Origin of the sequence: Mesorhizobium sp. WSM4906 (assembly GCF_029674625.1) — a bacterium.
In the GTDB taxonomy this organism is placed as follows: domain Bacteria; phylum Pseudomonadota; class Alphaproteobacteria; order Rhizobiales; family Rhizobiaceae; genus Mesorhizobium.
This window is the reverse complement of record NZ_CP121355.1, coordinates 3,951,721-3,976,779: the sequence shown is the minus strand read 5'-3', so window position 1 is coordinate 3,976,779 and position 25,059 is coordinate 3,951,721. Positions and strand designations below refer to the sequence as shown.

Here is a 25,059-nt window from a genome sequence, read left to right as displayed (position 1 = left end):
CGAGCGAGAACCCGCTCCCTGACCATCCGGATTGGCGAAAGATGGCGCAGACGATCAGGTTCGCGATCTTCGTCGTGTCGGCAGCCTTGGCCGGCCTGGCTTTCTTCGCCTTGCATTCGTTCTGGGCCTGGGCGGCGCCGATCGCTCTCTTCATCGCCGGCTCGCTGCTCGCCGAATACGCTTTCGGCCGGCTGGCCTCGCCCGAGGAGAAGCAGCGCGACCTGGAAGACCGCGTCCGCAATCCACCGACGTAAACCACTGTTGCAGCCATGCAATTCCGTTCGGCGACGAATGAGGTTAGTCTGCGGCAAAGGAGTCTTTCGAAACCGCCATTTCGGGGAGCTCGATGCGTCGTTTGACGCTCGCCAGTGCCGGCTTTCTTGCGCTGCTGTCCGGACCGGCCTTGGCCGCGGACGCAGGCGTCGACCTGCCCATGACCGCGCCAGGCTTCGACTGGACGGGCTATTATGCAGGCCTGCAGGCCGGCTATGGCTGGGGCTCCTCCGACATCTCCGGTACTGAAGGCGAGCCGTTCGCCGCTTCGCCCGATCTCGATGGCGGCTTTGTCGGCGGCCATGTCGCCGGCCTCTGGCAGTTCAACCAGGCGGTGATCGGCGCGCGGGCCGAGCTCAACTATGCCTCGATCGACGGCTCGGCCCTCCTTGGTCCCGGAAATTCTGTCGGCACGGACATAAAATGGCTCGGCTCGGTCAATGCCGAGGCTGGCCTGGCGGCCGATCGCTGGCTGGTCTACGGCGTCGGCGGCGTCGCCTTCGCCGGTATCGAAACCTCGCAGGACGCCGGCGGCACCGGCTTCGCCAAGACGCGCACCGGCGCCGGCTGGACGATTGGCGCCGGGGTCGACTATGCGCTGAGCAACAATATCATCGTCGGCGCGCAGTACCGCTATTACGATTTCGGCAAGGAGCATTTCGACGTCCCGGACGACTTCTCCGATCGCGACCAGGACGTGAAGCTGCACACGCTAGGCGTGAATTTCAGCTACAAGTTCTGAATTGCGGAGCAGCAACGGAACGAAGTTGGCCGGCGCCCGCAGGGGGCGGGGGGAATGGGTAGGGTCCTGAAGGACGCCGGCCGCGGCGGATCAAATCCACCACGACGGCGACCGTAGCGAACGCCTCGGAAGGGGTAATTGCGCGATCACGCCACTATCCAGGATCAGGCCGGATAGTCTTGCCGGCCGGCATGGCGGCCAGGCACTCCTCCAACCGCTCCAGGCGCGCCTTTTGCCATCGCAAGCTGTGCGCAATGTCGTGAAGCTTCCCCTTGCCCCCCGAGTTCGCGGCCTCGATCAAATCGAGCTCGAGCTGGGTGATCTGGCGCCGCAGCTCCCGCGCTTCGGCTTCCCGCAATCCCTTGATCCACCCTGCCCCGCGCATTGTCACACGCATCTGCCGTCAATGCAGGTTGGAATGTTGGCAAGGAAACGCTAACGATATCGGTGCGGGCAATCTCGAATTTTAAACATCACTAATATATCGCCGCCACAGTGCCGTTTTGCGCCGTCGTGCTTGGCGGAAGGACCTCACGCCCGTAAACATGGCTTGACGGCTTCGGGCCGGCATCTGAAAAGGGCTCGCCTGCGGACGTGGCGGAATTGGTAGACGCAAGGGACTTAAAAAAATAATCGATACAGCGTCAACAAAAACAACGCTTTAGCATGCCACGACCATTCTTCGTAAACGTTCTGGTTGCGCCTGCGTATCTGGCCATCTGAAGTTGTGCAGCCAACCCACTGTTTTTGCAACGATTGTTACATGCAGGGGTGCAATGATCCCGCACAAGCGACTTTTGCAGCGCGCAAGGGACCATGTGGGAAATTGTGTGGGAGAAAAATATGAGCCTCCAAGCTCAGGCTATACAGCTGCTAATAGACCGAAGTGTCTACGATTGACAGATTTCCCATCGCTCCACGGGATGGAAGGACACTAATATCAAGCCTTGTCATGTACTCCGCTTTCTCCAAGGTACGAAGGAGCCTGTGGCGCTTGACTGTTAGCTCCCAAACGAGCCGGTCATCCTCCATTAGACAATAATGTGGCAGCAACCCTGGAGGAATATGCTTAGGGTTGTCGGGTAGCCTCAGAAGGTCAAACAGGACTTTGACCCTGTTATCGACATCGGCAACATCACTTGCCACCGACAACTCGCCGGCAGGTTCATAAAAATGAACATCCATCTTTATCGACAACGACACGCGCTGACTTGCGACGACCACGAAGTCCAACCCGTGTCGCTCGAAGGTCGCGACACCCTCCCACGTGCTGCCATTGTAAGGCTTGGATAACCACCCGGTATGCTCAATGAGGGGGTTAGTTTGCCAGAGGCGAACAAGCTGGTGGTGCATTTGGGTCCGGAAGTCGACGGCAAAATTCGCGTGCGGGCCACCTTTGTTGCCCGACGGTATCCGCCCCAAGAAGAACAACTCAAATCGCATAGAGCAAATAACCTAGTGGTGCGGGCGGCGGGACTTGAACCCGCATGGCCGAGGCCTCCGGATTTTAAGTCCGGTGTGTATACCAATTTCACCACGCCCGCAGTGCCCGCACATGTACGCGTGGTGTGGGATTTTGCAAAGAGCAAGGGAACAGGCTCGCACACCTGATTGTGTGGGAAAAATCGTGGGGATTTCCCACCCATGTGGGAGAAAACCGGACTTCACCATCAGCTCGAGGTCTTGGTTTTCCAGACCGTTGAGCGGGAAGCACCGCAGAAAAAAGAGACTTAAAATCCCTCGATCTCTGATCGTACGGGTTCGATTCCCGTCGTCCGCACCACCCTTCGTTACTTCGAGCCTCGGGTGGCAGGTTACCCGATCGAAAGCTTTTCCATGCATCTATCGCTGGCGCGCATGGGAAGGGCTTGGGATGTCGACAATCGGGGCGATCTACCGCCGTACCCATCCGTCGGTCGCAATCGTCTGGCTGGCGCTCAGCGCCGTTCTGAGCCTGCTGCTGTTGCAAGGCAAGATGCCCAACGGCGACGTCGACGACCTGCTGAAACTGCATGAAATCAGGCATCTTCTACAAACGGGCAATCCGTTCGACAGGACGCTGACCGGTATCGCTCAGCCCGAACCCATGGTCTCGCACTGGCCGTGGATCGTCGACGCGCCCTACGCGCTGTTGGCTGTCGCGCTTGCGCCTTTCGTCGGGCTGGAAGCTGCAGTCTCCACCGCCGCGTTCATCGTGCCGCCGCTGCTGCTCCTGGTCGCGATAACCCTGCTTTTCCTGGTGATCAGGGAGTTCGAATTCGAACACCCCGGCGCGGTATTGGCCGTCGCCGCCTTCGCCGGATTGCCGTCATTTGCGGAATTTCAACCCTGGCGTATCGACTACCACAATCTGCAGATGCTCATCCTCCTGGGGGCAGCACTGCTGACGATCCGAGGCGGACGCCTTGCCGCCGGGCTGAACGGCGCCTTGATGGCTCTGTCTACGGCCATCAGCGCCGAAATGGCGCCGTTCCTTGCTCTGCCGGCCGGCTTCTACGCATTGGCGTTCATCGCCGGGAAGAAAGACGCTGGCGAAGACCTTCGGGCATACGGTCTCGTGCTGGCGGCAACCGGCACGGCCGCGTTCTTTGTGGTGGTAGGCCCCCACGCCTACACAAGCGCCGCCTGCGACCGTTATTCGCTTTTGCACCTCACCGCGCTTGTGGTCACCGGCGTCGTGCTTGCGGGCGTCTCCGCAGCGGAGAGAGCTGGAAGCTGGCGGATACGGGCGTTGTACCTGCTCGCGGGCGCCGGTGCGACCGCCGCGCTGCTTGTCTTCTTTTTCCCCCAGTGCGCCGGCGGTCCACTCGTCGGGGTGAGCGACTACGTACGCGACAATTGGCTTTCGCGCATCAAACAGGAGCACAGCGCTTTCCTCAGCCCGGACTTTCTGAGCTCCGATCGTTTCGCCAGGTTTTTCCTCGCCATCCTGGGCACTGCGGCGACATGCGTTTTGGCCATTCCCGGCAAGACAACAAGGCGAGCCTGGATCGTTCTTGCAGCCTTCTCGACGGTCGGCCTCCTGCTGGGACTGCTCTATCTGCGATATCTCCGCTTTTTCCCGCTCTTCGTCGGCCCAGGGGTCGCCCTGCTTATCCACCAAGCCCTTCCTGCCCGGCTGTCGCTGCGGGGCTATTTCGGCGCAAGGTCCGACGACGGGTTGCCGGGCGTTTCGCTTCTAGCCGCTCCGGGCGTGGCGATCATCGCCGCCCTCTTTCTAGTCCAAATGGTTTGGCCCCCGGCGGAAATGCGGCCTCTCGGCATCGATATCGCCAGGGCCTGCGAGAAAGCCGGCGCCGGTTTCGTCTGGCCGGACGGCGCGCGGCTGTTCGCGCCTCCCAATATCGGGGCCGCCGCTTTGGGATCTCCCGTCGGGCTCGAGGTCGTGGCCGTCCCTTTTCACACATCGGCCAAGGGCATCGAGCGCGTCCTGCGATTTTTCGATCCGGCTACGCCCGATCCGGCGCGGCTGCTTGATGAAACCAAGGCCACCCATGTTGCGGTCTGCCGTGTGGAGGAAGAGACCCTCAAGCCGGTCGAAGCCCGGTTTCCGTTTGCCAGCCGGTTGGCCACAGGAAAGCCTCCAGACTGGCTGGCGGAGTGTCCCGTTGCCGGCCCGCTGCGCATCTATCGATATCCGGCGGCAGGCGGTCCGTCCGGCCAATGCCCTGTCGCGAGCCGATGAGCCGTAACGCGGTGACGCCCGTCAGGGCGTGATCGGGTTCAATTTCAGATGCTGGATCAGGATGATGGTCTTGGCGTCGACGATACGGCCAGCGGCGATGCCGGCCAGCGCCTCGTCGAGCGGCATCTCCAAAACCTCGATGTCCTCACCCTCGTCCGGCGCTCCGCCGCCGTCGGAGATGCGATCGGCCGGCGAATAGCGCGCGGTGAAGAACCAGAGCCGTTCCGTCACGCTGCCGGGGCTCATGAATGGCGCGAACAGCCGCTCGACGTCCTTCAGCCGGTAGCCGAGCTCCTCTTCCGCTTCCTTGCGGATGCAGGTTTCCGGATCGTTTTCGTCGAGCAGGCCGGCGCAGGCCTCGATCAGCGGCTCGCGGTGGCCGGTGGCATAGGCCGGATAGCGGAACTGCCGCACCAGGAGCACCGTGGAGCGCTCCGGATCGAAGGGCAGGATGACCGCGCCGTCGCCACGGTCGTAGGTCTGTCGGGTCTGCGTCTCCCAGCGTCCGTCGCGGCGGCGATAGTCGAGCACCGTCTTCTTCAGCACCGCCCAGTCATCGGACAGGACTTCCTCAGAGCGGATGCGGACGCGATCTTCCATGGTGAACTCCATGCTGCCGGCAAGCCTCAGAGCAATTCCAGGAAAAGTGTGAAACGGTTTTCCGTCCGGAATTGCGTCAAGTCAAAACAAAGAGATAGAGCGGTTCCCTGTTTCCGCGAAACGGGGAGCGGGGAACCGCTCTATCGGCGAACGGGCGCCTGCGCAATCCTGGAAACCGGCTGGTCCAGCAAGACTTTCACCGGCTCGTGTCTGGCGCGAGGCGCCGCGGCTCCTTAGATAGCGATATCTCTCCCAGGAGCCCCGTTTCATGACGCCATCTCTCTTCCAGCCGATCACCCTTGGCAACCTCACCTTCCCCAACCGCATCGCGGTGGCGCCGATGTGCCAGTATTCGGCCGAGGACGGCTCCGCCAGCGACTGGCATCTCCACCACTGGATGAACCTCGCTATATCCGGTGCCGGCATGGTGACCGTCGAGATGACCGACGTCGAGCGGCGCGGCCGCATCTCGCACGGCTGCCTTGGCCTTTACTCCGAGGACAACGAGGCGGCGGCCAAGCGCACGCTCGATGCCGCCAGGCGCGTCGCAGCGCCCGGAACCAAATTCGGCGTCCAGCTTGCCCATGCCGGGCGCAAGGCCTCCAACCGGAGACCCTGGGAAGGTGGCGGTCCCCTGCAGCCGGGCGAGGATCCCTGGCAGACGGTTTCGGCTTCGGCCATCGCCTATGACACGGGATGGAATGTGCCGCACGCGCTGGAGGAAGACGAGATCCGGCAAGTCATCCAGCGTTTCGCCGAGGCGGCCAAGCGGGCGGAGCGTGCCGGCTTCGATTTCATCGAATTGCACGCCGCGCACGGCTATCTGATCTTCCAGTTCCTGTCGCCGCTTTCCAACCGGCGCACCGACCGCTGGGGCGGCTCGCTGGAAAACCGCATGCGCTTCGCCGTCGAGATCGCCAGGGCTGTGAAGAAAGCCGTCCCGAACCTGATGCTCGGTGCGCGTCTTTCGGTGAAGGAATGGGTCGAGGGCGGTTTCGATGTCGAAGACGCGATCGAAGTGGCCAAGGCGCTGAAGGCGGAAGGCATCGCTTATCTCTGCTGCTCCAGCGGCGGCAATTCGCCTCTGCAGAAGCTGCCCAGCGGTCCCGGCTATCAGGTGCATCTGGCGGAAGCCGTGCGCAACGGCGCCGGCATTCCGACGCGCGCGGTGGGGCTGATCGACGATCCGAAGCAGGCTGAGGCGATCGTCGCCGATGGCCGCGCCGACATGGTGGCGCTGGCGCGCGCCTTCCTCGCCGATCCGCGCTGGGGCTGGCGCGCGGCGGCGACGTTCGGCGAGGAAATCCGTCCGGCGCCGCAGCTGGCGCGCTCGGTGACGACGATGCGGCACTGGATGAAGGCGGCCGGTTGAACCGCTTCCACAGGTGACGCAAGGGCTGAGACCTTTGGGCGCAGGGGTCTTGCCACGATTGCAACCAAATTGGCCGTTTTGCGTTGGCGCGCCATGACAGACAACAAGCCATTTGAAAAGCCGGTGGTGGTCGAACTCGGCCATGTCGGCAAATATCGCCAGATCCGCAGCACCCGCGAAGCCGCCGAGTGCCTGATGACGGTCTGGCCGCTCAATCGCGGCCAGCGGCATCGTGATGCTCTAGACACTTGCCTCAAGGCGCTGGAGGGCTATCGTTCGACTGCGGACGCACGCCGCGCATTGATCGAGGCAGCCGAGGAATCTGAAGTGCTGGTTCCTGAAGACAGGTTGCCCGACGAAAAGCTGCATTGAGCATTAAGGGTTTCTCTACCGGAGGATTTCCATGGCGAAACTGACTTACAAGATCGTCGAGCATGACGGCGGTTGGGCCTACAAGGTCGGCACGACTTTTTCAGAAACATTTCCCACGCACCAGGACGCGCTGCGCGCCGCCGAAATTGCTTCGGCCGAGCAGCAGGTCGCCGGCAACACCGACGGCATCCAGTATGAGGATTCCGAGGGCGTCTGGCATGACGAACTGGCCGACGGTCGCGACCGGCCGCAAACCGAAGTCTCCGACTAGTTTTTACGCCCGCGCCGCGACCGACCATGCCCTTGCCTTCATGCCGGCCGCTGGCGGACGCGTCAGTTGTTATTTGCCGCAGTACTGATCGTTGACGTTCTGCCCGGCATTGGCGTCGGGTCCGGGCGTATTCGAGGCGCATGGGCCGATGGGACCTGGATTGCCGAGGCTGTTTAGGCCAGTGGCTTCGCTGCTCGAAGAGATGCTGCCGGTGGCGTAAGGATCGACCGGCACCGTCCGTTCGTTCGAGACCGGACGATCATGGTGCCACCACGACCACATGTCCGAGGACTGCGCCATGGCCGAGGTTGCCATACCCAGCATGAGCGCGGAGGCTGCAAGAATTTTCGTAAGCATTGGATACTCCATCTGGTTGGTCGCCGAGGTGTGACGGCGACGCCAATGAAACCCTGGGTTGGATGCAAAGTTCCAAGAGAAAATCGGCGTGGAGCGGGATGCGCGACACGTTTGTGTGACGAGGCCGTGAGCAGCCGGATCATTCGGCTCGGCGCAATTGCCGTCGAAATTCAGGTCACGCCGGCAAACGCGCATGCGGCGATGCGCTGGATGAAGGCGACAACGCGTTCCGGCTCCACGAATTGCGGCATGTGGCCGAGCCCTTCGACCCGTTCGAAGTCGAGTTCCTCGATCTTGCCCGGCATCGGATCGCCATGGGCCGCGATGCCTATGACGCGGTCCTGCGCGCCGAACAGAATGCCGGCCGGCATGGCGATCTCGCCATAGCGCCGCTCAAGACGGCCGAGGTCTTCTTCCACCGCCACAAAGTCGGTCGAGGTCGCATGGAAATGGGCGGGCCGCAGCCCGAGCCAACCACCCCCTGCGATCATATAGTCCTCAGGCACGGCTTGCGGCGCGAAGATGAATTTCATCGTGGGCTCCGCATATTTCAGGCTGAGCGGAATCGCCACCGTATGAGCCAAGACCCGCCGCCACAAACGCGAGGGAACGTAGAGCAGGTCGAATTTCTGGCGCACCCTTGCCTCCAGGTGCGTCAACGGCGCGAGCAAGGCGATGCCGGAAATCGCTTTCGGATGCTCGATCGCGAGCGCAAGTGCGATGGCGCCGCCCAGCGAATGGCCGACGACCAAGGGCCTTTCCAGCCCAAGTTCCTCGATGAAGCGCCGCACCACTTCCGCCTGTTCAGGCAGACGGCCGCTCGCTCCACCCGCCCGCACCGAATATCCCGAACCCGGCCGGTCGAGCGCGACCAGCCGGTAGCCGGCCCCGAAACGTCCAAACAGCGTGTGCCGGAAATGGTGAAGCTGCGCGCCGAGGCCGTGCAGGAAGACGATCGGCCTGCCCTCGCCTTCTTCGACATAGTGGATGCGGTTGCCGTCGATCTCGACGAACTTGCCGCAAGCCGGCACCAGCCTTTCGGCCTTGGCCGCGATCCACCATGTTGCAAGCACAAAGCTGAGCACGACGGCAGCCGCCGCAACGAAAAGGCCGCCGATCAGCCACGACAAAACCGATATCAGCATCTTCCACCCGAGCCGGACCGGCGCACCTTAGCCGCAACTGTCTCTGCCACAAGAGCCTACCCTGCTTGCGCATTGCGGCCGGCTGCCGGCCGCGTTATCTCAGGCGACCCGTTACCGGAGTGAGCCATGCCTGAAATCGTCACCGCCGCCATGCTCGTCATCGGCGACGAGATCCTCTCCGGCAGGACCAAGGATAAGAACATCGGCCATCTTGCCGACATCATGACGGCGATCGGCATCGATCTGAAGGAAGTGCGTGTCGTTCCCGACGAGGAGGACGAGATCGTCGCCGCGGTGAACGCGCTGCGCGCCCGCTATACCTATCTCTTCACCACCGGCGGCATCGGCCCAACACACGATGACATCACCGCCGATTCGATAGCCAGGGCCTTCGGCGTGCCTTGCGAATACGATGCCAAGGCCTATGCCATGCTCGAAGCAAGCTATGCCCAGCGCGGCATCGAATTCACCGAGGCGCGCAAACGCATGGCGCGCATGCCGCGCGGCGCCGACCACATCGACAATCCGGTATCGATCGCGCCCGGCTTCCGCATCGGCAATGTTCACGTGATGGCCGGCGTGCCGTCGATCTTCCAGGCGATGCTCGACAATGTCGTGCCGACGCTGAAGACCGGCACCAAGATGCTGTCGGCCACGGTGGATTGCCCGTTCGGCGAAGGCCTGATCGGCGGACCGCTGGCCGACATCCAGAAAGCGCATCCCGACACCGTCATCGGCTCCTACCCGAAATATGGCGACGGCAAGTTCTGGACCGAGCTTGTGGTACGCGCCCGCAACGAAGAGGCCCTCGAGGCCGCGCGCAAGGACGTCGAGGCCATGGTGGCGGGCTTGTCGGCCGCAAGCTGATCTCCGGAACCAGAAAGGCTACACTGGCGTTTTTGAAACGGCATTCTCGTGCCGCCATTGAGGGGGACGTCATGCGCTTCAAGACGATCGTCGCCATTCTGCAGAACGAACAGGACGCCGAGCGCGTGCTCGACTGCGCCATCCCCCTCGCCGAGCGGTTCGAGAGCCACCTCGTCGGCATCCATGCGGAAGCGCTGCCGGTCCCCTATACGTCGGCCACCGGTTTCCCCGACACGGAATTCCTGCAGGTCTCGTCCGAAATGAACAAGGAGCGCGCCGACAAGCTGCAGGCGGTCTTCCTCAGACGCATCGAGGATTCCGGCTTGTCCTTCGAATGGCGCAGCCTGGAGAGCTTCTCCGGCGACAGCGCGCTGACCGGCATATCGAGCGTGCGGGCGGCGGATCTGATCGTCGCCGCGCAGCGCGAGTCCGGTGGCGACCCGGGCGCCGATGTCGACACGCTGGTCTATGACGCCGGCCGGCCGGTGCTGGTCGTTCCGCATGCCGGGCCGCTGGTCACCACCTTCAGGCGCGTGCTGCTTGCCTGGAACGGCAGCAAGGAGGCGGCGCGCGCCGCCTTCGATGCCCTGCCATTCATCAGCGAAGCCGACAAGACCGACATCCTCGTCATCGATCCGCCGGAAACGCTCGACGAAGCTCCCGAGGCGGCCGGCGCCGAGATCGCGGCCGCGCTGTCCCGCCACGGCGCCAATGTCAGCGTTTCGGTGCAGAAATCGAACGGAGCCTCCGTCGACGACATCATTCAGGAAAGGATCGCCGAATCCGGCGCCGATCTGCTGGTGCTCGGCGCCTACAGCCACTCTTGGCTGCGCCAGTTCCTGTTCGGCGGCGTCACCCGCACCGTGCTGCGCACGGCAAACGTAGCCGCCTTCCTGTCGAGATAAGCACGTCTCGCGAAAGTGGGAACCGGCTTTCGGGACAAAGACCCGCATCGAACAAGAACTTGATGCATGTCGCCCAAAAGTGCGCAGCTGCTTTGGGAAAACGACATGCATCAAAACAAAGACTGAAGCGCGTCGCTTGAACGCATTTAGCGCGACGCGCTTCAAGTCCACAGCCATCGCTGGCTGCCACCTTGCCAAGCCTGGCGCTTTCCGGCTAATTCCGCCTGCATTCCATAGTATCTGCGCGCCACGGAGCGCGCTTCAGGAGTGCGCGAACCATGTCCCTTCCCGAAAAAGCCTTCCCGGTCTCCTGGGACCAGTTCCACCGCGATGCCCGCGCGCTTTCCTGGCGGCTCTCCGGCGCCAGCAGGGGACAATGGAAGGCGATCGTGTGCATCACGCGCGGTGGCCTGGTGCCCGCGGCCATCATCGCCCGCGAGCTCGGTATCCGCGTCATCGAGACGGTTTGCGTCGCCTCCTATCACGACTACACCAGCCAGGGTCAGTTGCAGGTGCTGAAGGAGATTTCGCCCTCGCTTCTTGCCGACGATGGCGCCGGTGTGCTGATCATCGACGACCTCACGGACACCGGCAAGACGGCGGGCATCGTGCGCGCGATGATGCCGAAGGCGCATTTCGCCACCGTGTATGCCAAGCCGAAGGGCCGGCCGCTGGTCGACACATTCGTCACCGAGGTCAGCCAGGACACCTGGATCTACTTCCCCTGGGACATGGGTTTCACCTATCAGAAGCCGATCGCCGACGATCACGCCGGTTGAGTAGCCGCCATATCTTCCAAGAATCCGGCCGCGAAGGCGCGCGCACGCCTAAGATTTGCGCCTCATGGGCCCAATTACTTTGTGAGATCGACTTTTTCTGGGGGGATTTTCCCGAACGAGTGAAGTTTTTTACTTTTAAAGCTCATAATTCGCCGTAAGATTCGTAAGATGGCAAACGATTCCGGAGGCTGGGGGCAGCTTCTCCAATGTTGACGAGGCCGACGACGCACAACCAGATGGCCGAAAGAGTCCGGCGACTCTTCGGCACGGCGCCGTGCCGCCTGCAGGTTGCCGCCCTGCCCTGGCGCAAAGGTGAAAGCGGCGTCGAGATCATGCTGATCACCAGCCGCGACACCGGACGCTGGGTCCTGCCCAAAGGTTGGCCGGAGGCAAGGGAGCCGCTTTGCGAGGCTGCCGCCCGCGAAGCGAGCGAAGAGGCGGGATTGCGCGGCGCCGTCTCGCATCTCGAAGCCGGGCGCTACTTCTACGGCAAGGTTCTGGCCTCCGGTGAGGAAGTGCCTTGCGAGGTCCTGGTCTTCCCGCTCAAGGTCGACCGCGTCGCCGACCGCTGGAAGGAAAAGCGCGCCCGCACCCGTAAATGGGTCGGCTCCGCCGAGGCCGTCAGCATGGTCAACGAGCCCGACCTTTGCCAGATCATCGCCTATTTCTGCGCCGATCCGCATAGATTCGCCTAAATCATCGATCACATAACCACATATGCAGTGCGACGAGCATGCTGCGCATTGCGGTGCACGGGCATCGGTGCTTTGTTGCCGCTGCAAGTGCGATTCGGCTAATGGCGTCGATCAATGATGAACCCCGCGCAACCACCCGAAGAGACCTCCGGCGAACACCGGCGCGAGCATCGCCAGCGCGTGCTCAAGGGCGGGACGATCATTACGGGCATACAGAATTCCGAGGTCAGTTGTACGCTGCGCAATCAGAATCCCGGCGGTGCCGAGCTGAAAGTCGCACCGGAATCGCGCGTCCCCGATCATTTCCTGCTCTATGTTCCGGTCGATGGGGTAGCCTATCGGGCGGAAGTCCGCTGGCGCCGCAACGACCGCGTCGGTGTCAAGTTCACCGGCACCGAGCCCAAGCCTAGGCTGCATTACGGCTGACGGGTCCGCCCGCTAATGCAGTCTCCCGAAAGTGGGAACCGGTTTCGGGACAAAGATGCCGTAAAATCAAGAGACTAAGGCGCAGAGAGCGAATCCGAAAGATCGCGACGCGCCTTAGCCGGGAAGGCACCCGGCCGAAGCCGGATGCCGTTGTTTCACGCGACGAGCCCCTTTGTCAGCTCGAGCGCCTGTCGCTCGAACAGCCGCCGGTAGATGCCGCCGTTCAGCCTGATCAGCTCGTCATGCGAGCCTTCCTCGACGATGCGGCCGCGGTCGAAGACCAGCAGCCGGTCGAGCGCCCGCACGGTCGACAGCCGGTGTGCGATGACCAATGTCGTGCGCCCGACCATCAGTCGCTCCATCGCCTTCTGGATGAGCACCTCCGATTCCGAATCGAGGCTCGATGTCGCCTCGTCGAGGATCAGGATGCGCGCATCGGCCAGGAAGGCGCGCGCGATCGCCACGCGCTGGCGCTCGCCGCCCGACAGCTTCACGCCGCGCTCCCCGACCAGGGTGCCGTAGCCCTTGGGCAGGTTGGCGATGAAGTCATGCGCGCTGGCGAGTTTCGCCGCATGTTCGATCTCTGCCTGCGTGGCGCCCGGCCTGGCATAGGCGATGTTCTCGGCCAGCGACCGGTGGAACAGGATCGGCTCCTGCTGCACGATGGCGATCTGGCCGCGCAGCGATGCCTGCGCGACCTTCGAGATGTCCTGGCCGTCGATCAGGATCCTGCCCGCATTCACGTCATAGAGGCGCTGGATCAGCTTGACGAAGGTCGTCTTGCCGGACCCAGAATGCCCGACCAGTCCGATGCGTTCGCCCGCCGCTACGTCGACCGAGAAGTCGCGGTAGAGCGGCAACCGGTGATTGCCATAGTGGAACGTCACCTTGTCGAACGTGATGCGGCCTTCGGTGATCCGGATCGGCCGAGCGCCTGGCCGGTCCTCGATGCCGAGCGGCTCCGACTGGAAATCGACCAGTTCCTCCATGTCGTTGATCGAGCGCTGCAGGTTGCGGATATGCGTGCCGATGTCGCGCAGGTAGCCCTGCAGGACGAAGAACGAGGTCAACACGAAGGCGATGTCGCCGGCGGTTGCCTCGCCCCACGTCCAAAGCACCAGCGCCAGCCCGATCACCGCGGCCCGCATCAGGAGCAGCATCGCGCCTTGCGTGGTGCCGTTGACCGTGCCGCGCATCCAGGTGCGGCCCGTGCGCAGGCGCCATTTGGCCACGACCCTGGCAAGGCGCGCCTCCTCGCGGGTCTCGGCGCCAAAGCCCTTGACCACCGCGTTGCAGCTCACCGCGTCGGCCAGCGCGCCGCCGAGGCGCGTGTCCCAGCTGTTGGCAAGGCGTGCCGCCGGCGCGACATAGCCGAGCGACAGCAGTGCGGTGACGGCGATGAACAGCACCGAGCCGACGGCGACCACCAATCCCATCATTGGCCAGAACCAGCCGAGCAGCAGCGTCGATCCGACGAGCATGACGACCGAAGGCAGCAGCGCGATCAGGATCGTGTCGTTGAGCAGGTCGAGCGCCCACATGCCGCGCGTGATCTTGCGCACCGTCGATCCGGCGAAGCTGTTGGCGTGCCAGTCCGTCGAGAAGCGCTGGACGCGGTGGAAGGCGTCGGCGGCGATGTCCGACATCATCTTCAACGTCAATTCGACGATCCACATGAAGGCGGCGTTGCGCAGCACGACACCGGCCAACGCCAGCGCTACCAGGATGGAGAACGCCGACATCGCGGCGTGCCAAGCCACCTCGTCGGCGCCGGCACTGCTGGCGACCGCGTCGACCAGCCGCCCGGAGTAGAGCGGCGTCAGCACGTCGGCGAGTGTCGCCAGGAGGAATGCGCCCATGATGAGCGACAGCCGCCACGGCTGGCGGCGCCAGTGGTCGAACGTGAAGCCGAGCACGCTGCGAAAGGCGCTTGCGCGCAGGTCGATCTTGAAACGAGCCATGATGTCATCCGGGCGCAGACAGGCCCGGTCCCGGTAAAGTCAAATCGGAAAACTCGCGTCGGCGCCGACGGCGCCCTCTAAAGCGGAAGGTTCAGTATGGGCTGGCGCCCGCCCGGAGGCGGCGACCGGCAGCGGCAAATGCCTGTTCCGCATCTGGCTTTCCGAAGGGATTTCGGGCAGCCAGTGCAGACCTAGGCTTCGCGGCCTCGCATAACGATGTAAAATCCTGCCATACGGTCCTCCCGAAAGGGAATCGCGGAGAGGCTCTTATAGAGGCGGCTCACCACCTCGCCAAGGCAGGCTGTCGCCAAAACGACATTTGGCCCAAGCACTGCGATGAATTTGCAACAACGGCCGGTTGTGCCCGATCCGATCCATCAGGCTAGGGGGTTGCGCTCCAGTCGCATGTAGCGCCCGTCGGTCTCGAACCCGAATTTCTGGTAGAGGCCGTGGGCGTCGCTGGTCGTGAGGCTCCAATGGGACACGGTCTTCACCTCGGGATGGTCGAGGAGGGCCTGCACGAGTCGCTTGCCTATGCCACGCCCGCGATGCTCCGGCCAGATGATGATGTCGGCAAGATAGGCGAAGACTGTGTAATCGGTGATCGCTCGGGCGAAGCCGACTTGCTTGCCGTCGACATAGGCGCCGACGCAAAGCGAGTGAGCGAAGGCTCGACGATGCATCTCGTCGTTGCGCGCGCTGCCCCAATAGCTCGCCATCAACTGGTCCGAGGTCGCCCGGAAATCGATCCGTGACAGGTCGAAGCTGATTTCAACGTCAGGCATGGTTGCTGGTCTGTCGTGAAATTAGGTTAGCCGCGGTCGCGGAACCGGTTGGTGATCGGGTAGCGGCGGTCGCGGCCGAAATTCTTCCTGGTGATCTTCACGCCCGGCGCCGCCTGCCGGCGCTTGTATTCGGCGATGTATAGCAGGTGCTCGACGCGCGTCACCGTCGCCCGGTCATGGCCGCGCGCGACGATATCGTCGACGCCCATCTCGTTCTCGACCAGGCATTCGAGAATGTCGTCCAGCACCGGATAGGGCGGCAGCGAGTCCTGATCGGTCTGGTTCTCGCGCAGTTCCGCCGACGGCGCCTTGTCGATGATGTTCTTCGGGATCACCTCGCCCGATGGGCCGAGCGCGCCCGGTGGCACATGCGCGTTGCGCCAGCGCGAGAGCGCGTAGACCTGCATCTTGTAGAGGTCCTTGATCGGGTTGAAGCCGCCGTTCATGTCGCCGTAAAGCGTGGCATAGCCGACCGACATCTCGCTCTTGTTGCCGGTGGTTACCACCATCGAACCGAACTTGTTCGAGATCGCCATCAGGATCGTGCCGCGCGCGCGGCTTTGCAGGTTTTCCTCGGTGATGCCCTCCTGAGTGCCCTCGAAAAGCTGGGTCAGCGCATGCTTGAAGCCTTCGACCGGCTCGGAGATCGGCACGATGTCGTAGCGGCAGCCTAGCGCCCTGGCGCAGTCCTCGGCGTCCTTCAGCGAGTCCTTGGACGTGTAGCGATAGGGCATCATGACGGTGCGCAGCCGCTCCTCGCCGAGCGCGTCGACCGCGAGCGCGGCGCAAATCGCGGAGTCGATGCCGCCGGAGAGCCCGAGCACCACGTTCTTGAAGCCGTTCTTGTTGACGTAGTCGCGCAACCCGAGCATGCAGGCGCGATAATCCGCCTCCTCCCGCTCGGGGATCTTCGACATCGGGCCTTCGGAGCAGACCCAATGGTCGGAATTGTTTGCATTTTGCGCGCCTGTGGCGACGCGGCTTCTCTTCCAGGTGGTGACGGCGACTGCTTCCTCGAACTGGCTCATCTGGAAGGCAAGCGTCTTGTCCGCGCCGATGGCAAAGGACGCGCCGTCGAAGATAAGCTCGTCCTGGCCACCGAGCTGGTTGGCGTAGATCATCGGCAAGCCGGTTTCGATGACCTGGCGGATGACGACCTGGTGGCGGACGTCGATCTTGGCGCGATAGTAGGGCGATCCGTTCGGCACCAGCAGGATTTCCGCGCCGCTTTCAGCCAGCGTCTCGCAGACGGCGATGTCGCCCCAGATGTCCTCGCAGATCGGAATGCCGAGCCGCACGCCACGGAAATTCACCGGCCCCTGCAGCTCCGGCCCGGCCTGGAAGACGCGCTTCTCGTCGAACTCGCCATAATTCGGCAGGTCGAGCTTGTAGCGCTCGGCGATGATCTTGCCGCCGTCGGCGAAGACGATCGAATTATGCGTGCCGCTCTTGCGCTTCAGCGGCGTGCCGATGATGACGCCGGGACCGCCATCGGCGGTGTCCTTGGCGAAATCTTGCGCCGCCTTTTCGCAAGCCTTCAGGAAGGCCGGCTTCAGCACCAGGTCTTCCGGCGGATAACCGGCGAGGAAGAGCTCGGTGTAGAGCACGAGGTCGGCGCCCTGACGTGCCGCATCCGCCCTCGCCTCGCGCGCTTTGGCGAGGTTGCCGGCGACGTCGCCGACGGTGGGGTTGAGCTGGGCGACGGCAATGCGCAGGATGTCTGGGGCGGCTTGGGTCATGACGTGGATTTAGCGTGGCGGAATTCGCCGAGCAATGACGTTTGCTTGTGCCACCTTGTACGTGATCGGCAAGCGCCGACGATTTCCGGACTACGGTCGCAGCCGGTCAGGCCTGCTCGCCCATATATTCGCGCAGCGTATCCGGCGAATGGTTCTCGCCGATCGACATCGCCAGGATGCGCGAGATGTGCCGCCGCGGCAGCCCCGTTTCGGCCGACCATTGGTTGAGCTGCGCTTGGATCTTGTCGAGGTCCCGCTTCGAGGTCGGGCTTTCGGCGATGTCGAGGCCGGCATCGCGCAACGCCGCCGCCATGTCGGCGGAAACGATGAAGGTGTCCCACTCCAGCCAGCGCAGGAAGTACTGGCCGGTGTTGCCGCCCAGACGGCTGCCATGCTTGCCGAGATAGGCGGTCAGCCCGACCTGATCGTCGGCCGGCCATTCGGCGAGGAACTTGCCGAAGCCGCCGTGCTCGTTGGAGACGCGGTCGACGAAGGCCGCATTGTCGCGAACCGATTTGATCTTTTGCGGGTTTCGCACGATGCGCTTGTCGGATGCCAGCTCGTGCCAGAAATCGTCCGGCTGGAACAGGAGCCGCTTCGGCTCGAAGCCAAGGAACGCCTCCTCGAAACCTGGCCATTTCTGCTCGATCACGCGCCAGACGAAGCCGGCGGCAAAGATGCGTTCGGCCATGGTGGAGAGGATGCGGTCATCGGAAACTTTCGCCACGGCAGCGTTGTCGGGCATCGGTCCAAGCAACGACGCCAGCGCTCCTTCACCGCCCTTGCGCTTTGCCGCCCGGGCACGAATTTTCTGGAAATCGGCCATCTCCGCCCTCGTCTGTTCCAACCAATCTATCACTTCCCGTCGGGCTCGGTAGCCTCTACCTCTATGAGCAATTCCAGGAAAAATTGCGCACGGTTTTCCGTAGGAATTGCGTGAGAACAAGAGCATTCCACGAAAAGTGTGCTGCAGTTTCCATCCGGAATTGTGCGGGAACAGATGACAGACTGAGGGATGGAGGGACCATGAACAAGACGATCGACGATCTGGCAAAGCGTTGGCTGAAGCGAAAGCCCGACGGCCTCACGGCCCTCGAGAGCAGAGTGTTGCAGAGCGCGCTCGACCGCACCACCATCACCAGGGACACCAACAAGGCCGTTGCTTTCCACTCCACCTATGGCGATCGCATCGCCGATACCATCGCCCGGATCGGCGGCTCATGGTCCTTCATCCTTGGCTTCATCGCCTTCCTGCTTCTTTGGACCTTCGGCAATGTCTGGCTACTCACGCGCAACGCCTTCGACCCCTATCCTTTCATCTTCCTGAACCTCGTGCTCTCCATGGTCGCCGCGCTGCAGGCGCCGGTGATCATGATGTCGCAGAACCGCCAGACCGAGCGCGACCGCATCGACGCCGCACACGACTACGAGGTCAACCTGAAGGCGGAGATCGAGATCATGGCACTGCATGAGAAGCTCGATGAGCTGCGCCACAGCGAGATCATCGCCATGCGCGACGAGATCCTGCGCATGGCCGAGCAGATCAGGCGGATCGACGAGAAGCTCTCGGCACGGTCGCCAAGCTGATGACCGAGACCATCCACCGTCTCATCGAGCAGTATGGACTTGTCGCGGTCTTCCTGGGCTGCGTCGCCGAGGGCGAAAGCGCCGCCATCCTCGGCGGTTTCTTCGCGCACCAGCAAGTCTTCGTGCTCTGGCAGGCTTTCGCCGCCGCCTTTCTCGGCGCCTTCGCCGGCGACACCTTCTTCTTCATCCTCGGTCGCAGCTTCGCCGATCATCCCTACGTACGCAGGATGCGCCGGCGGCCGGGCTTCCGCCGTGCCTACCGACTGCTCAACACCCATCCCAACATTTACGTGCTGACCAACCGCTATATCTATGGCATGCGCCTGGTCGGCGGCATCGCCGCAGGATTGTCCACCGTGTCGCTGCCACGCTTCGTCATCCTGAACGCCGTCTCGTCGGCAGTCTGGGCCGCGCTGTTCGGCACCCTCGGCTACGTCTTCGGCCTCAGCGCGGAGCATTTGATCGGCCAGGCGCTCATTCGCCACGAGCGCCTGCTCGTTGCGCTTGCGGTCGGCCTCGGCGTCGCGATTCTTGCGTGGCTGGTCGCGCACCGCGTTGCCGGAAGGGAACGAGCCAAGGACGCGGAAGGCGATCAGTTGGATCGCCCGTCTTAAGCCTATGCCGGCAAGCTCAGATCGGCGCCCCGACGATGCGTTCGATCAGAGCGATACCCCAGACACCGGCGGCAATCACGATCGAAATCAGCACGGCCAGCGAGCCGCAGTCCTTGGCAAGCTGAATCTCGATGTGGAATTCGCGGGAAATGGCGTCGCACGCGGCTTCGATGCCCGTGTTGATGACCTCGACCATGATCATCAGCAGGACCGCACCGATCAGCAAAGCATAGCCGCGCCATGACACCGAAATGAACCAGCCGGCCGGCAGGGCAAGAGCGAGCAGCAGCAGTTCCTGCTGGAATGCCGCTTCGTGGGCGGCCAGCTTGCGGAAGGCCCGCACCGAATTGATGAAAGCGTCGATAAGCCGCTGCATGCCCAGACCCGTTTCGAATCACCGTCAGGGGATTATCGCAACGGCCGGATCAAGGGAATAAGGCAGTCACTCCAAAAGTCATTCGTCCGCGACCTTGATCGACGGTGTCGACTTCTCGAATTGCGGCAGTCCGTCGTCGATCGCGTAGTAATCTCCCTTGTCGCCGACGAAGATGTGGCTTTCGGCCGAAAGGCCGGTCGGCTTGTCGAACGAGCCGGCCATGATCGAGATGGTGTCCAGTTCGTTATGCTTCCAGAACAGCACGGAGCCACAGCTGCGGCAGAAGCCGCGTTTCGCAACGTCCGAAGCGCCGTACCAGGCGAGCGTGTCGGCCCCCTCTATGTCGATGTCGGCGTCTCTCGAGGACGTCGCGGCAACGAAATGGCCGGTTTGCTTGCGACATTGCGAGCAATGGCAATAGACCACTCCGCGCAACGGGCCCCTCGTCCTGAAGCGCACCGCCCCGCACAGGCATGATCCACTGTGATTTTCGTCCATCCCGGCCTCCTTCGACGTCGTTCGCCTCGATCGTGCCGGACAAGATTCCAGTTTTGCGGCTGCCGGGCGCAGGCAAATGCGACACCGAAAAGGCGCCTTTCAAAAGCCACGCCCGCAGCGAATTGCAGCCTGTGGTAGCAGAGACAATGAGGAAATGCAGGCCATTAAGGAAACTTTAGCGCAACTGCATCTATGATTCCTGCAAGCGAAGGTCGCGTTGGGGACGCACCGTCGCATTCGCAATTCTCATTCAAATCCCCGCGTAGGCGACTCCCGGCGGTGGCAGGTCTCCGGTCGCACTGAAGGGCAGTGAAAGACTATGCAACCCGCAGCCGTCCCGACCGACCGAAATGGCGACATCGCCAGCACCGTGGTGGCGACCATGCGCCAGCTCGGCGTGCTCGGCCTGCCGCGCAACTATGAAATCTTCTACGAGGCGCTGAGCGGCAGCAACCACGAGCTCAGCCTCGCCGTCGTCTCGTTGAGCAACCGGCCGACGCAGGAGGAGCTCGACGGCATCGGCCGCACCTTCTTCCCGCAGCACCACGGGCCTGCCATCGTCGAGCACGCCCGCGAGATCGTCGCCAAGGAGCTCGAGGACATCGCCGCGCTGTTGCGCAGCGAGCGCTCGCATATCGAGAAGTACGGCCGCATCCTCGACGAGACGTCGAGCGGCCTGAGCAATCGCAGCCTGCTTTCGCAGGAACTGCTGCAGAAGATCGCCGGCGCCATGTCGGCCGCCACCAGTTCGACGCTGGATCACAACCGCCAGATCTCCAGCACGCTCAGCGAAAAGACCGCCGAGCTCGAGAGCGTCAAATCGAAGCTCGAGGAATACAAGCGGCTCGCCGATACCGATCCGCTGACGCAGATCTGGAATCGCCGCGCCTTCGACAAGGAAATCACGCGCATCTACAACAGCAACCGCGGCATCCTGTTCAATGCGCTGATCCTTGCCGATATCGATCGCTTCAAGGACATCAACGACCGTTACGGTCACCCGGTCGGCGACAAGATCATCCAGATCGTCGCCGAGATCTTTCAAAGCAGCATTCGCGCCGACATGTTCGTGGCCCGTACCGGCGGCGAGGAGTTCGCGCTCATCGTCGAAGGTGCCAGCGAGGACGCCACTTACCAGATTGCCGAGCGCATCCGCGTGCTGATCGAACAGACGCCCTTCACCAGCAGCCAGACCGGCATGAACTACGGCACGGTGACGGTTTCCATGGGTATCTGCATGGCTTCCGAGGCCGACAGCCCGGAAGACCTCTACACCAAGGCCGACCGCGCGCTTTATCGCTCCAAGGTCAGCGGCCGCAACCGCGTGACCAGGCATTCCACCATGGCCGGCCGCGCCGGCAAGGGCTGGCTGCTCTACAAGAAAGACTGATATTTCGGCGCACGCATTCGACCAATCCCTTTCCAAATGAATTTTTGTGGACTATATTTTCCACAGAAATGAAAGGGTGCGCTGAATGCAACGTCCAGTCGCCGCCGCGACGGCGGCGGAAAATGCCGTCATCACCAAGGCCACGCTGCGCGCGGCCGACCTGCTCGACATCACCGCGAGAACGCTGGCGCTGGTCATCGGCGTCTCGGAAGCGACCGTCTCGCGCATGCGCAAGCAGGAATTCCTGCTCGAGCGCGGCACCAAGCCGTTCGAGCTTGCGGTGCTGTTCGTCCGGCTGTTCCGCTCGCTCGACGCCATCGTCGGCGGCGACGAGACCGTCGCCCGAGCATGGCTGAAGAACCCGAACACGGCGCTCGACGGCACGCCGCTCGAAAAAATCCTGACCATTGCCGGACTTGTCGATGTCATCGCCTACCTGGACTCCCGACGCGCTCTCGTCTGAGGCCGTCAGGCTCGAAGGCAAGTATTGGCGGATGGTCGAGGCGCAGCACCGCGTCTCGACCCTGAAGCTCATCGACACGCTCGACGAGCAGGGCCTGCTGGAGGACCTGATCGAGGAGACCAAGCCGCAGATCCCGCTCGAATGCCGCCATCTCCACTATCTTCTGGCGACGCCCTTCCGTTACGGCTCGGTCTATCCGTACGGCTCGCGCTTCCGCCGCGCCGGCAAGACCAAGGGCGTCTACTATGCCGCCGAGACGGTGCTGACGGCGGTGGCGGAGATGGCCTTCTATCGCCTGCTGTTCTTCGCCGAATCGCCGCAGACGCAATGGCCGAACGACGCCGCCGAATACACAGCCTTTGCCGCTTCGATCAAATGCGAGAAGGCCATCGACCTCACCAGGCCGCCGCTCGACCGCGACGAGAAGGCATGGACGCATCCGACCGACTATGCCGCCTGCCAGGCCATCGCCGATGTCGCGCGCGAGGCCGAGATGCAGGCGATCCGCTACCGCTCGGCGCGCGACCCGAAGGGCGCCAACATCGCGCTTCTGACGTGCAGGGGCTTTGCCAAGGCCAAGCCGCTGGAACCTCACACCTGGCGCATCCGCATCGGCTCGCGCGGCGTCCAGGCGATCTGCGAATTCCCGGACAAGCGGCTCGAATTCTCAAGGACGGCCTTTGCCGATCCCAGGCTGGCGAACATGCGCTGGGAGCGCGGGCGTTAAGGCATGTCGCGCAAAAGTGTGCAGCGGTTTTGCGAAAACGACATGCATAGGAGCAAAGACTTTAAGGCTCATGCCAAGATGTTCACGGCGCGCGCGGCCACCAGCGCGATCGTCAGCAGCGAGATCATCGCTTCGGCCATCATCAACAACTTGGCGCGCTGGCTGAGCGGCAAGGTGTCGGTCGGCGAGAACGCCGTCGCGTTGGTGAACGCCAGGAAGGCGTAATCGACAAAGCCGGGCAGCCAGTCGCGGGTTTCGCGATCGGGCAGCGTCATCTGCGGGAACAGGAAATCGGCATGCGCGCGCTTGACCAGGCCGCAGGTCGGCGGGCCGCCTCGATCCGTGCTCCAGAACCACAGCGCGAAGACGATGACGTTGGTGACCCAGATGTTGAGCGCATCGACCAGCAGCGTCGTGCCGGCGCCGGCATGGCCTTCGAGCAGCTTCTGGACCAGAAAGACCAGCGAGCCGCAATTCATGATGCTGATGACGCCGGTCATGACCAAGGCGGTGCGGCGGATGCAGACGCGGAACCGCCCGATCGCGTACCAATGCTCGTGGTCGACGGCCTTATGCGTCGCCATTTGCGTCCAGGCCGTTGCAATCGACAAAGGCACGAGCAGCGCCGCCTCGATCGCGGGCGCGAGCCAGCGCGGTCCGAACGACAGATCGTTGATGACGAGAAGCTGCAGGCAGATGACGACAAGCACCGCCGCCCGCGCCGACCAGAAGTCGATCGCGCGGTGATGGATGATGGCATGCTCGTGCCGCATGGTGGAACCTGTGCCGTGTGCGCGGCTTTCTCGGCCGCGGCGGCGACACCTCCACCTCAATCTTGGTCTCGCGATGGTCGTGGAACTATAAATTTTCGTAAGGTTTGGCGGATGGCGCCTCGCGACCGAGCCCTAAAACGAAACGAGCGCCGGATCTCTCCGGCGCCTGGTCCGATTGCCGGCAAACCTTTCAGGCGTTGGCGGCCTGCTTGTGTTGGACTGGATGGCTTTTCTTGAGCAGATCCGAGACCAGGAAGGCCAGTTCGATCGCCTGGTCGGCGTTGAGCCGCGGATCGCAATGCGTGTGGTAGCGATCCTGCAGGTCTTCCGCGGTGATGGCGCGGGCGCCGCCCGTGCATTCGGTCACGTTCTTGCCGGTCATCTCGACATGGATGCCGCCCGGGTGCGTGCCCTCGGCGCGATGCACCTCGAAGAAGGTCTGCACCTCCTTGAGGATGCGGTCGAACGGCCGCGTCTTGTAGCCGGCCGCTTCGATCGTGTTGCCGTGCATCGGGTCGGACGACCACACCACGTTGCGGCCTTCCTTCTTCACCGCCCGCACCAGCTTCGGCAGATGCTCGGCGACCTTGTCGGACCCGAAGCGCGCGATCAGCGTCAGCCGGCCGGGCTCGTTCTCGGGATTGAGCAGGTCGATCAGTTCGAGCAGGCCGTCCGGCGTCAGCGACGGACCGCATTTCAGGCCGAGCGGGTTCTTGATGCCGCGGCAATATTCGACGTGCGCATGGTCGGGCTGGCGGGTGCGATCGCCGACCCAGATCATGTGGCCGGAGGTCGCGTACCAGTCGCCGGAGGTCGAGTCGACGCGCGTCAGCGCCTCCTCGTAGCCGAGCAGCAGCGCCTCGTGGCTGGTGTAGAAATCGGTCTCGCGCAGCGCGAAATTCGTCTCGGAGGTAATGCCCACCGCGCGCATGAAATCCATCGTCTCGGTTATGCGGGTGGCGAGCGACTCGTATTTCTCGCCCTGCGGGCTATCGGCAACGAAGCCCAGCATCCAGCGATGCACGTTCTCCAGGCTGGCATAGCCGCCCTGCGCGAAGGCGCGCAGCAGATTGAGCGTCGCTGCCGACTGGCGGTACGCCATCTCCTGCCGTGCCGGATCCGGGATGCGCGAGGAGGCGTCGAATTCGATGCCGTTGATGATGTCGCCGCGGTAGCTCGGCAGCGTCACGCCGCCCTTGGTCTCGTTGTCGGAAGAGCGCGGCTTGGCGAACTGGCCGGCGACGCGGCCGACCTTCACCACCGGCTGCGCGCCGGCGAAGGTAAGCACCACCGACATCTGCAGGAAGACGCGGAAGAAGTCGCGGATGTTGTCCGCGCCGTGCTCGGCAAAGCTCTCGGCGCAGTCGCCGCCCTGGAGCAGGAACGCTTCGCCGGCTGCGACCGCAGCCAGTTGCTTCTTCAGCTTGCGCGCCTCACCGGCAAAGACCAGCGGCGGGTAGGTGGCGAGCCGGGCCTCCGTGGCCTGCAGTGCCGCAAGGTCCGGATAGGCCGGGACCTGCTTGATCGGCTTTGCTCTCCACGAATTCGGCGACCATTTCGTCATCGCTGCACCCAAACGCCCTTTCAGAGCAATTCCCGGAAATGCGAAGCGGTTAGGCTCGGCGACTTCGCCGTAGCCCGCCCTCCGGAATTGCGT

General features: G+C 63.1%; 28 protein-coding genes and 1 tRNA gene. 16 read left to right on the top strand and 13 right to left on the bottom strand.

Annotated elements, in window-relative coordinates; all coding sequences use genetic code 11:
• Nucleotides 1-41: 41 nt before the first annotated feature.
• The gene (locus QAZ22_RS18910; RefSeq protein WP_278202254.1) at nt 42-254 is read left to right on the top strand and encodes a hypothetical protein; all 213 of its coding nucleotides are present in this window, start codon (nt 42-44) and stop codon (nt 252-254) included.
• Nucleotides 255-346: 92 nt separating this feature from the next.
• Nucleotides 347-1,015 carry an outer membrane protein gene (locus tag QAZ22_RS18905; RefSeq protein ID WP_278202253.1) on the top strand — a complete coding sequence of 223 codons (669 nt, stop codon included), beginning with the start codon at nt 347-349 and terminating at the stop codon, nt 1,013-1,015.
• Between the two features lie 154 nt (nt 1,016-1,169).
• On the opposite strand, the gene QAZ22_RS18900 is transcribed toward QAZ22_RS18905, so the two are convergent.
• Nucleotides 1,170-1,373: a hypothetical protein gene (locus QAZ22_RS18900; RefSeq protein ID WP_278202252.1), complete on the bottom strand. Its 204-nt coding sequence runs from the start codon at nt 1,371-1,373 to the stop codon at nt 1,170-1,172.
• Between the two features lie 1,101 nt (nt 1,374-2,474).
• Nucleotides 2,475-2,559, bottom strand: a tRNA-Leu gene (locus QAZ22_RS18895).
• Between the two features lie 329 nt (nt 2,560-2,888).
• On the opposite strand from QAZ22_RS18895, the gene QAZ22_RS18890 reads away from it, so the two are divergent.
• The gene (locus QAZ22_RS18890) at nt 2,889-4,700 is read left to right on the top strand and encodes a hypothetical protein (protein WP_278202251.1); all 1,812 of its coding nucleotides are present in this window, start codon (nt 2,889-2,891) and stop codon (nt 4,698-4,700) included.
• Nucleotides 4,701-4,721: 21 nt separating this feature from the next.
• Here QAZ22_RS18890 and QAZ22_RS18885 read toward each other — a convergent pair whose 3' ends face one another.
• The gene (locus QAZ22_RS18885) at nt 4,722-5,300 is read right to left on the bottom strand and encodes an NUDIX domain-containing protein (RefSeq protein WP_278202250.1); all 579 of its coding nucleotides are present in this window, start codon (nt 5,298-5,300) and stop codon (nt 4,722-4,724) included.
• A gap of 268 nt (nt 5,301-5,568) precedes the next feature.
• Between QAZ22_RS18885 and QAZ22_RS18880 the strand changes: the two genes are divergently transcribed.
• From QAZ22_RS18880 to QAZ22_RS18870, 3 genes are all read left to right on the top strand, one after another.
• Entirely contained in the window at nt 5,569-6,672 is a 1,104-nt protein-coding gene (locus tag QAZ22_RS18880) for an NADH:flavin oxidoreductase/NADH oxidase (RefSeq protein ID WP_278202249.1), read from the top strand.
• Between the two features lie 93 nt (nt 6,673-6,765).
• Nucleotides 6,766-7,044, top strand: coding sequence for a DUF982 domain-containing protein (locus tag QAZ22_RS18875; protein WP_278202248.1), 279 nt, complete (start codon nt 6,766-6,768; stop codon nt 7,042-7,044).
• Between the two features lie 31 nt (nt 7,045-7,075).
• Nucleotides 7,076-7,315, top strand: a complete 240-nt coding sequence (locus QAZ22_RS18870) for a DUF2188 domain-containing protein (protein ID WP_278202247.1) — start codon at nt 7,076-7,078, stop codon at nt 7,313-7,315.
• A gap of 69 nt (nt 7,316-7,384) precedes the next feature.
• Here the strand turns inward: QAZ22_RS18870 and QAZ22_RS18865 are convergent, their stop codons facing one another.
• Both QAZ22_RS18865 and QAZ22_RS18860 read right to left on the bottom strand, forming a co-directional pair.
• Nucleotides 7,385-7,672, bottom strand: a complete 288-nt coding sequence (locus tag QAZ22_RS18865; protein WP_126093523.1) for a hypothetical protein — start codon at nt 7,670-7,672, stop codon at nt 7,385-7,387.
• A 170-nt stretch (nt 7,673-7,842) separates the two neighbouring features.
• The gene (locus QAZ22_RS18860) at nt 7,843-8,817 is read right to left on the bottom strand and encodes an alpha/beta hydrolase (protein ID WP_278202246.1); all 975 of its coding nucleotides are present in this window, start codon (nt 8,815-8,817) and stop codon (nt 7,843-7,845) included.
• A gap of 126 nt (nt 8,818-8,943) precedes the next feature.
• On the opposite strand from QAZ22_RS18860, the gene QAZ22_RS18855 reads away from it, so the two are divergent.
• From QAZ22_RS18855 to QAZ22_RS18835, 5 genes are all read left to right on the top strand, one after another.
• Nucleotides 8,944-9,684 carry a competence/damage-inducible protein A gene (locus QAZ22_RS18855; protein WP_278202245.1) on the top strand — a complete coding sequence of 247 codons (741 nt, stop codon included), beginning with the start codon at nt 8,944-8,946 and terminating at the stop codon, nt 9,682-9,684.
• 71 nt (nt 9,685-9,755) lie between these two features.
• Nucleotides 9,756-10,589: a universal stress protein gene (locus tag QAZ22_RS18850; RefSeq protein WP_278202244.1), complete on the top strand. Its 834-nt coding sequence runs from the start codon at nt 9,756-9,758 to the stop codon at nt 10,587-10,589.
• Between the two features lie 278 nt (nt 10,590-10,867).
• Nucleotides 10,868-11,368, top strand: a complete 501-nt coding sequence (gpt, locus tag QAZ22_RS18845; RefSeq protein WP_278202243.1) for a xanthine phosphoribosyltransferase — start codon at nt 10,868-10,870, stop codon at nt 11,366-11,368.
• A gap of 206 nt (nt 11,369-11,574) precedes the next feature.
• On the top strand, nt 11,575-12,063 hold the full coding sequence (locus QAZ22_RS18840; protein ID WP_278073996.1) for an NUDIX hydrolase: 489 nt from the start codon (nt 11,575-11,577) through the stop codon (nt 12,061-12,063).
• A gap of 114 nt (nt 12,064-12,177) precedes the next feature.
• Nucleotides 12,178-12,489, top strand: coding sequence for a PilZ domain-containing protein (locus tag QAZ22_RS18835; protein WP_278202242.1), 312 nt, complete (start codon nt 12,178-12,180; stop codon nt 12,487-12,489).
• A gap of 155 nt (nt 12,490-12,644) precedes the next feature.
• On the opposite strand, the gene QAZ22_RS18830 is transcribed toward QAZ22_RS18835, so the two are convergent.
• From QAZ22_RS18830 to QAZ22_RS18815, 4 genes are all read right to left on the bottom strand, one after another.
• The gene (locus QAZ22_RS18830; protein ID WP_278202241.1) at nt 12,645-14,450 is read right to left on the bottom strand and encodes an ABC transporter ATP-binding protein; all 1,806 of its coding nucleotides are present in this window, start codon (nt 14,448-14,450) and stop codon (nt 12,645-12,647) included.
• Between the two features lie 377 nt (nt 14,451-14,827).
• Nucleotides 14,828-15,235, bottom strand: a complete 408-nt coding sequence (locus QAZ22_RS18825; RefSeq protein WP_278202240.1) for a GNAT family N-acetyltransferase — start codon at nt 15,233-15,235, stop codon at nt 14,828-14,830.
• 26 nt (nt 15,236-15,261) lie between these two features.
• Nucleotides 15,262-16,974: an NAD+ synthase gene (locus tag QAZ22_RS18820; protein ID WP_278202239.1), complete on the bottom strand. Its 1,713-nt coding sequence runs from the start codon at nt 16,972-16,974 to the stop codon at nt 15,262-15,264.
• 106 nt (nt 16,975-17,080) lie between these two features.
• Nucleotides 17,081-17,800: a DNA-3-methyladenine glycosylase I gene (locus tag QAZ22_RS18815; RefSeq protein ID WP_278202238.1), complete on the bottom strand. Its 720-nt coding sequence runs from the start codon at nt 17,798-17,800 to the stop codon at nt 17,081-17,083.
• A 200-nt stretch (nt 17,801-18,000) separates the two neighbouring features.
• Here QAZ22_RS18815 and QAZ22_RS18810 point away from each other — a divergent pair, with 200 nt between their 5' ends.
• Together QAZ22_RS18810 and QAZ22_RS18805 are read left to right on the top strand one after the other, a co-directional pair.
• Nucleotides 18,001-18,561, top strand: a complete 561-nt coding sequence (locus QAZ22_RS18810) for a DUF1003 domain-containing protein (protein WP_278202237.1) — start codon at nt 18,001-18,003, stop codon at nt 18,559-18,561.
• A complete protein-coding gene (locus tag QAZ22_RS18805) occupies nt 18,561-19,175 on the top strand; it encodes a DedA family protein (protein WP_278073990.1) in 615 nt (204 codons plus the stop codon). The genes QAZ22_RS18810 and QAZ22_RS18805 overlap by 1 nt, the downstream gene beginning before the upstream one ends.
• Before the next feature lie 16 nt (nt 19,176-19,191).
• Here QAZ22_RS18805 and QAZ22_RS18800 read toward each other — a convergent pair whose 3' ends face one another.
• Nucleotides 19,192-19,551: a diacylglycerol kinase gene (locus QAZ22_RS18800; RefSeq protein ID WP_278073989.1), complete on the bottom strand. Its 360-nt coding sequence runs from the start codon at nt 19,549-19,551 to the stop codon at nt 19,192-19,194.
• Nucleotides 19,552-19,629: 78 nt separating this feature from the next.
• Complete coding sequence (locus QAZ22_RS18795) at nt 19,630-20,049, bottom strand: GFA family protein (protein ID WP_278202235.1); 420 nt, start codon at nt 20,047-20,049, stop codon at nt 19,630-19,632.
• 319 nt (nt 20,050-20,368) lie between these two features.
• Here QAZ22_RS18795 and QAZ22_RS18790 point away from each other — a divergent pair, with 319 nt between their 5' ends.
• The 3 genes from QAZ22_RS18790 to QAZ22_RS18780 all read left to right on the top strand — a co-directional run bounded on the left by QAZ22_RS18790 (nt 20,369) and on the right by QAZ22_RS18780 (nt 22,629).
• Nucleotides 20,369-21,439: a GGDEF domain-containing protein gene (locus tag QAZ22_RS18790; protein WP_278202234.1), complete on the top strand. Its 1,071-nt coding sequence runs from the start codon at nt 20,369-20,371 to the stop codon at nt 21,437-21,439.
• A gap of 85 nt (nt 21,440-21,524) precedes the next feature.
• Nucleotides 21,525-21,902: an antitoxin Xre/MbcA/ParS toxin-binding domain-containing protein gene (locus tag QAZ22_RS18785; protein WP_059185195.1), complete on the top strand. Its 378-nt coding sequence runs from the start codon at nt 21,525-21,527 to the stop codon at nt 21,900-21,902.
• Entirely contained in the window at nt 21,862-22,629 is a 768-nt protein-coding gene (locus QAZ22_RS18780; RefSeq protein WP_278202233.1) for an RES family NAD+ phosphorylase, read from the top strand. The genes QAZ22_RS18785 and QAZ22_RS18780 overlap by 41 nt, the downstream gene beginning before the upstream one ends.
• Nucleotides 22,630-22,697: 68 nt before the next feature.
• On the opposite strand, the gene QAZ22_RS18775 is transcribed toward QAZ22_RS18780, so the two are convergent.
• The gene (locus QAZ22_RS18775) at nt 22,698-23,402 is read right to left on the bottom strand and encodes a hypothetical protein (protein WP_278202231.1); all 705 of its coding nucleotides are present in this window, start codon (nt 23,400-23,402) and stop codon (nt 22,698-22,700) included.
• Between the two features lie 190 nt (nt 23,403-23,592).
• On the bottom strand, nt 23,593-24,966 hold the full coding sequence (locus tag QAZ22_RS18770) for a 3-deoxy-7-phosphoheptulonate synthase class II (protein ID WP_278202230.1): 1,374 nt from the start codon (nt 24,964-24,966) through the stop codon (nt 23,593-23,595).
• Nucleotides 24,967-25,059 lie beyond the last annotated feature (93 nt).

Excerpts from the sequence above, each read along its gene's own strand:
- QAZ22_RS18910 (WP_278202254.1), top strand. The coding sequence starts at position 42 with ATGGCGCAGACGATCAGGTTCGCGATCTTCGTCGTGTCGGCAGCCTTG.
- QAZ22_RS18905 (WP_278202253.1), top strand. The coding sequence starts at position 347 with ATGCGTCGTTTGACGCTCGCCAGTGCCGGCTTTCTTGCGCTGCTGTCC.
- QAZ22_RS18890 (WP_278202251.1), top strand. The coding sequence starts at position 2,889 with ATGTCGACAATCGGGGCGATCTACCGCCGTACCCATCCGTCGGTCGCA.
- QAZ22_RS18885 (WP_278202250.1), bottom strand. The coding sequence starts at position 5,300 with ATGGAAGATCGCGTCCGCATCCGCTCTGAGGAAGTCCTGTCCGATGAC.
- QAZ22_RS18880 (WP_278202249.1), top strand. The coding sequence starts at position 5,569 with ATGACGCCATCTCTCTTCCAGCCGATCACCCTTGGCAACCTCACCTTC.
- QAZ22_RS18875 (WP_278202248.1), top strand. The coding sequence starts at position 6,766 with ATGACAGACAACAAGCCATTTGAAAAGCCGGTGGTGGTCGAACTCGGC.
- QAZ22_RS18870 (WP_278202247.1), top strand. The coding sequence starts at position 7,076 with ATGGCGAAACTGACTTACAAGATCGTCGAGCATGACGGCGGTTGGGCC.
- QAZ22_RS18865 (WP_126093523.1), bottom strand. The coding sequence starts at position 7,672 with ATGCTTACGAAAATTCTTGCAGCCTCCGCGCTCATGCTGGGTATGGCA.
- QAZ22_RS18860 (WP_278202246.1), bottom strand. The coding sequence starts at position 8,817 with ATGCTGATATCGGTTTTGTCGTGGCTGATCGGCGGCCTTTTCGTTGCG.
- QAZ22_RS18855 (WP_278202245.1), top strand. The coding sequence starts at position 8,944 with ATGCCTGAAATCGTCACCGCCGCCATGCTCGTCATCGGCGACGAGATC.
- QAZ22_RS18850 (WP_278202244.1), top strand. The coding sequence starts at position 9,756 with ATGCGCTTCAAGACGATCGTCGCCATTCTGCAGAACGAACAGGACGCC.
- gpt (WP_278202243.1), top strand. The coding sequence starts at position 10,868 with ATGTCCCTTCCCGAAAAAGCCTTCCCGGTCTCCTGGGACCAGTTCCAC.
- QAZ22_RS18840 (WP_278073996.1), top strand. The coding sequence starts at position 11,575 with ATGTTGACGAGGCCGACGACGCACAACCAGATGGCCGAAAGAGTCCGG.
- QAZ22_RS18835 (WP_278202242.1), top strand. The coding sequence starts at position 12,178 with ATGATGAACCCCGCGCAACCACCCGAAGAGACCTCCGGCGAACACCGG.
- QAZ22_RS18830 (WP_278202241.1), bottom strand. The coding sequence starts at position 14,450 with ATGGCTCGTTTCAAGATCGACCTGCGCGCAAGCGCCTTTCGCAGCGTG.
- QAZ22_RS18825 (WP_278202240.1), bottom strand. The coding sequence starts at position 15,235 with ATGCCTGACGTTGAAATCAGCTTCGACCTGTCACGGATCGATTTCCGG.
- QAZ22_RS18820 (WP_278202239.1), bottom strand. The coding sequence starts at position 16,974 with ATGACCCAAGCCGCCCCAGACATCCTGCGCATTGCCGTCGCCCAGCTC.
- QAZ22_RS18815 (WP_278202238.1), bottom strand. The coding sequence starts at position 17,800 with ATGGCCGATTTCCAGAAAATTCGTGCCCGGGCGGCAAAGCGCAAGGGC.
- QAZ22_RS18810 (WP_278202237.1), top strand. The coding sequence starts at position 18,001 with ATGAACAAGACGATCGACGATCTGGCAAAGCGTTGGCTGAAGCGAAAG.
- QAZ22_RS18805 (WP_278073990.1), top strand. The coding sequence starts at position 18,561 with ATGACCGAGACCATCCACCGTCTCATCGAGCAGTATGGACTTGTCGCG.
- QAZ22_RS18800 (WP_278073989.1), bottom strand. The coding sequence starts at position 19,551 with ATGCAGCGGCTTATCGACGCTTTCATCAATTCGGTGCGGGCCTTCCGC.
- QAZ22_RS18795 (WP_278202235.1), bottom strand. The coding sequence starts at position 20,049 with ATGGACGAAAATCACAGTGGATCATGCCTGTGCGGGGCGGTGCGCTTC.
- QAZ22_RS18790 (WP_278202234.1), top strand. The coding sequence starts at position 20,369 with ATGCAACCCGCAGCCGTCCCGACCGACCGAAATGGCGACATCGCCAGC.
- QAZ22_RS18785 (WP_059185195.1), top strand. The coding sequence starts at position 21,525 with ATGCAACGTCCAGTCGCCGCCGCGACGGCGGCGGAAAATGCCGTCATC.
- QAZ22_RS18780 (WP_278202233.1), top strand. The coding sequence starts at position 21,862 with ATGTCATCGCCTACCTGGACTCCCGACGCGCTCTCGTCTGAGGCCGTC.
- QAZ22_RS18775 (WP_278202231.1), bottom strand. The coding sequence starts at position 23,402 with ATGCGGCACGAGCATGCCATCATCCATCACCGCGCGATCGACTTCTGG.
- QAZ22_RS18770 (WP_278202230.1), bottom strand. The coding sequence starts at position 24,966 with ATGACGAAATGGTCGCCGAATTCGTGGAGAGCAAAGCCGATCAAGCAG.